This is a genomic window from Methanobrevibacter sp. (assembly GCF_045539575.1).
Classification (GTDB): Archaea; Methanobacteriota; Methanobacteria; order Methanobacteriales; family Methanobacteriaceae; genus Methanocatella.
The window spans coordinates 1-3814 of record NZ_JAZQFM010000061.1 but is presented as its reverse complement, the minus strand read 5'-3'; the positions used below and the strand labels follow the sequence as shown (position 1 = coordinate 3814).

5 protein-coding genes are annotated in these 3814 nt (G+C 36.2%); 1 reads left to right on the top strand and 4 read right to left on the bottom strand.

The features are described 5' to 3' along the window. Positions 1-27: 27 nt before the first annotated feature. From pstA to ACKI30_RS08150, 3 genes are read right to left on the bottom strand one after another with little or no spacing between them, the layout of a single operon-like run. Positions 28-879 (bottom strand): phosphate ABC transporter permease PstA, encoded by an 852-nt coding sequence (gene pstA, locus ACKI30_RS08160; RefSeq protein WP_407411483.1) that lies wholly within the window; start codon positions 877-879, stop codon positions 28-30. After that, on the bottom strand, positions 876-1754 hold the full coding sequence (pstC, locus tag ACKI30_RS08155; RefSeq protein WP_407411485.1) for a phosphate ABC transporter permease subunit PstC: 879 nt from the start codon (positions 1752-1754) through the stop codon (positions 876-878). The genes pstA and pstC overlap by 4 nt, the downstream gene beginning before the upstream one ends. 16 nt (positions 1755-1770) lie before the next feature. Further along, positions 1771-2583 (bottom strand): phosphate ABC transporter substrate-binding protein, encoded by an 813-nt coding sequence (locus tag ACKI30_RS08150; protein WP_407411481.1) that lies wholly within the window; start codon positions 2581-2583, stop codon positions 1771-1773. A gap of 113 nt (positions 2584-2696) precedes the next feature. On the opposite strand from ACKI30_RS08150, the gene ACKI30_RS08145 reads away from it, so the two are divergent. Beyond that, complete coding sequence (locus ACKI30_RS08145) at positions 2697-2861, top strand: hypothetical protein (protein WP_407411479.1); 165 nt, start codon at positions 2697-2699, stop codon at positions 2859-2861. 14 nt (positions 2862-2875) lie between these two features. On the opposite strand, the gene ACKI30_RS08140 is transcribed toward ACKI30_RS08145, so the two are convergent. Beyond that, positions 2876-3814: RNA-guided endonuclease TnpB family protein (locus ACKI30_RS08140; protein WP_407411477.1), on the bottom strand; the 939-nt coding region annotated here is incomplete at its 5' end.

Below are 3814 nucleotides of genomic sequence, written 5' to 3'. Positions count from 1 at the left end.
CCTGTACATAATAAAACCTCATAAACTTTATAAATTTCCCATCATTTTGTTTTGATACCTTTGTGTGAAATAATTGGTTAAAAATGTAATTACCATCACTATAATTACAAGAACCGCAGCAGTTGCAAATGCATTCTGCAGAGATATTCCTTCAGTTGCCAGAATATACAGATGAAGGGGCAGCGGACGGCCCGGATCAAACATTGAAATAGGCATGGAAACCGATGAACCGACCGTATACATTACAGCGGCGGCTTCTGAAATGGCCCTTGTCATTGCAAGTATTATTCCTGTGACGATTCCCGGAATTGCCGCAGGCAAAATCACATTGCATATAGTCTGCCATTTTGTTGCTCCCAGACCATAGCTTCCTTCCTTATATGTGCTTGGTACTGACCTTAATGAAACCTCAACTACCTGAAATATTGTCGGAATCGCCATAATTGCCAAAACAAGGCCGGCTGAAAATACAGACCATCCCATCTTCAAAAACATTACAAAAAATGCAAATCCGAATAAACCGAAGACAATTGAAGGGATAGACGCCAATGTCTCTGCCCCGAAACGTATTATATTAACAAGCTTCCTGTTTTCTGCATACTCAACAACATAGATAGCTGCACCTACACCTAAAGGAGCTGCTATTAAAACTGAAATTAGAGTCACATACAAACTGGAGACAATTATTGGCAATATTCCTCCGGATCTGCCCTGGTCTTTAACACCTCCGAAAATAAACTCCAAATCTATTGCCGGAAGCCCTTCAATCAATATGAATGCCAAAATGATTACCAGAACTGAAATTGTGATTACTCCTGAAAAAATCAATACTGAATTCATGATTTTGTGAGACGCATGCGGTGATAAAAAGCTTTTCATAATAACCCTCCGGAAATATCAAGGCTGAATCTCCTTTGAATACTCTTCACAATAACCAGAAGCAGCATTATTAGTATAAACAGTATGACCGCTGTTGTAAATAATGCATGATAGTGAATTCCGGTAGCATAACTCATCTCCAGTGCAATATTTGACGTTAATGTTCTTGCAGGCTCAAATATTGAGTAAGGTATTTTTGAAACATTGCCGACAACCATTATCACTGCCAATGTTTCGCCTACAGCTCTTCCCATTCCCAAAATTATTGCAGTGATGATTCCGGGGAGGGCTGATGGAATTACCACTTTGCTGATTGTCTGCCATCCTGTTGCACCAAGTCCCAGTGATGCTTCCCTATACTCGCCAGGTACTGCTCTAAGCGAATCATATGAAACTGATATTATGGTTGGAAGAATCATGACCGACAGGATTAATGCGGCAGTAATTACGCTGAATCCGCTTCCTCCAAAATGAGACCTTATAAACGGAACCAGCACTACAAGTCCGAAAAATCCGTAAACAACGGAAGGAATTCCTGATAATGTCTGGATAACCGGCTTTAAAATATTTCTGACTTTTTCACCTGCAACTTCCGCCATAAATGTAGCGCATAAAACTGACAGAGGTGTTGAAATTAAAAGTGCAAGGAATGTTACGTAAAGTGATCCTGCAATCATGGAAAATACTCCGAATTCACCGTCATTGGGAGACCACAGATTTCCCAGTAAAAATTTGAAAAATCCGTATTCCTGAATTGCCGGCAACCCCTCAATAAATATGAAACCGGAAATAATTAAAATTATAAAGCATGACAGAAGCGCCGTTAAAAACAGCGCCCTTTCTATTAATAATTCATATAAAGATTTTTTCATTATAAACACTCCCGACAAATCATTCTGTTGATTTGATAATTTTTTCTTCCTCAATAATCTTTTGTGCTTCGCTTCCGCCCGTCCAGTCGATGAATTTTTTCAGCTCGCCTGAAGGATTTCCCTTAACCAGGAATAAAAAAGGTCTTTGCAGTTCATATGAACCGTCCGCAATTGTTTCATTTCCCGGAGTTACTCCTCCAATATTTAAAGTCTTTACATCATCAGAAACATGTGCAAAGGAAACAAAGCCTATTGCATTTTCATCCTGTTTGACAGACTGTTTTACAGCCTCGGTGGAACTTTGAACAATTGCATCACGTTTAATCTTAGCATCACCCATTACAATATCTTCAAAAGCATTCAATGTACCTGATCCGGCTTCACGACATACAATGTGGATTTCACCGTCATTTCCGCCAACTTCCCTCCAGTTGGTAATTTTTCCGGAAAAAATATCTTTCAGCTGACTTTTTGTTAAATCAGAGACATTGTTTTTAACATTTACGGCAACTACAATGCCGTCTTTTCCAATTTCATATTCAGAAATGCCCTCTTTTCCACTGCTGTCCAATTCCTTGGAACTCATTCCTATATCTGCAATCCCATCATGAACAGTTTTGATGCCCAAACTGGATCCTCCACCCTGAACATTTATTTTTACATCAGGATGATTGATTTTATACTCCTCTACAAGCTTTTCAGCTACAGGCTGAACTGAAGTGGAACCAACAATATCAATTCTTTGAGAAGCACCCGGTCCGAAAGACAGAATGCCCAGAACCATAATTATAGCAATTAAAATAATAATCAGAATCATTCGACTTTTTTTCATTAATTTTTCCTCTCTTAGATTTTACCACAGTCTATTTTTTTCACCTGCTTGATTGGAAATATAGTTTTTACTTATTTAAAACTTACTATTTAGTGAAATAAAGTTCATAAAACATGAACAAAAATAAGAAAATTAACCGTGAAAAATTAGAGAATTCCCAAAAACTGAACAAAATTTTTGCTGAAGGAAAAATCAAAAAAGCATGTAAAAAAAGTACACGGCAGAAAAGACAATTAATTAAAATCATGGATAAATTCACTGCAGACATATATTTTTGAACTTCCACCAACTTTTAAGAAGTTGGGGATTCTCGATTTTTTAACATGCTCTTTGAGCAGAATGTTAATACTTTCGAGCCGATACCCGCGCACCGCAGGCCACGACAATCCCAATATGAAATTGTCTTTATTATTTTTTCTCGGATTAATCTTAATCCTTCATTTTTTATATTAATACTTGCATTTAAGTCCCTATCATGATGTTTTCCACATACCGGACAAATCCAATCTTCTTCACCCAATTCCAAATCATAGTATTGATATCCACAGTTGCTGCATTTTTGGCTTGAAGGAAAAAATCTTCCCACCTGAATTATTATACGATTATTTCGCTCTGATTTGTATTTTAATTGTCTTATTATCTCATATAAGGATATGCGTTGTAATTTTGGAGCCCAATGCTTATTTTTAAACCATCCTTTTATGTTTAGTGTTTCTAGTGATATTACCTGATTGTTTTTTACTATATGGTGTGTGATTTTGTGATATTGGTCGTTTTTCTTGTTGATTTTCTTGTTCAATGCTTGCCAGTATCTTTTTTGAGCCATACAATAATTTTTGCTTCCCGGTTGTTTTTTACTCATTTCACGCTGATAATATTTAACGTTTTTTTCTTCTCGTATTAAATCAAATTCTTCGATTTTTAAACCATTGCTGCAGGTTAATGGTCTTCTAATACCCATATCAATGCCAACGGCTTCAAAACAGTGTTCCAAGGGAATATGATTTGTGTTGATGTTTATTATTCCTATGTATATGCCGTTTTCGTGTTTGATTGTTATGTTGTTGATTTTGGACTCCTGTATTTTTTGTTTATATTCTTTACTGGTTTTGAATTTGATTTTACCAATTGTCGGCATTTGTATTCTGTTTTTTCGCTCATTTAAACGGATATTATTATTGTTTGCTTGTATTCTAAATGAAATATTAGGATTTTTTTCTGATTTGAACTT

Coding starts and splice junctions, on each gene's coding strand:
- ACKI30_RS08145 (WP_407411479.1), top strand. CDS start 2,697: ATGAACAAAAATAAGAAAATTAACCGTGAAAAATTAGAGAATTCCCAA.
- ACKI30_RS08150 (WP_407411481.1), bottom strand. CDS start 2,583: ATGAAAAAAAGTCGAATGATTCTGATTATTATTTTAATTGCTATAATT.
- pstA (WP_407411483.1), bottom strand. CDS start 879: ATGAAAAGCTTTTTATCACCGCATGCGTCTCACAAAATCATGAATTCA.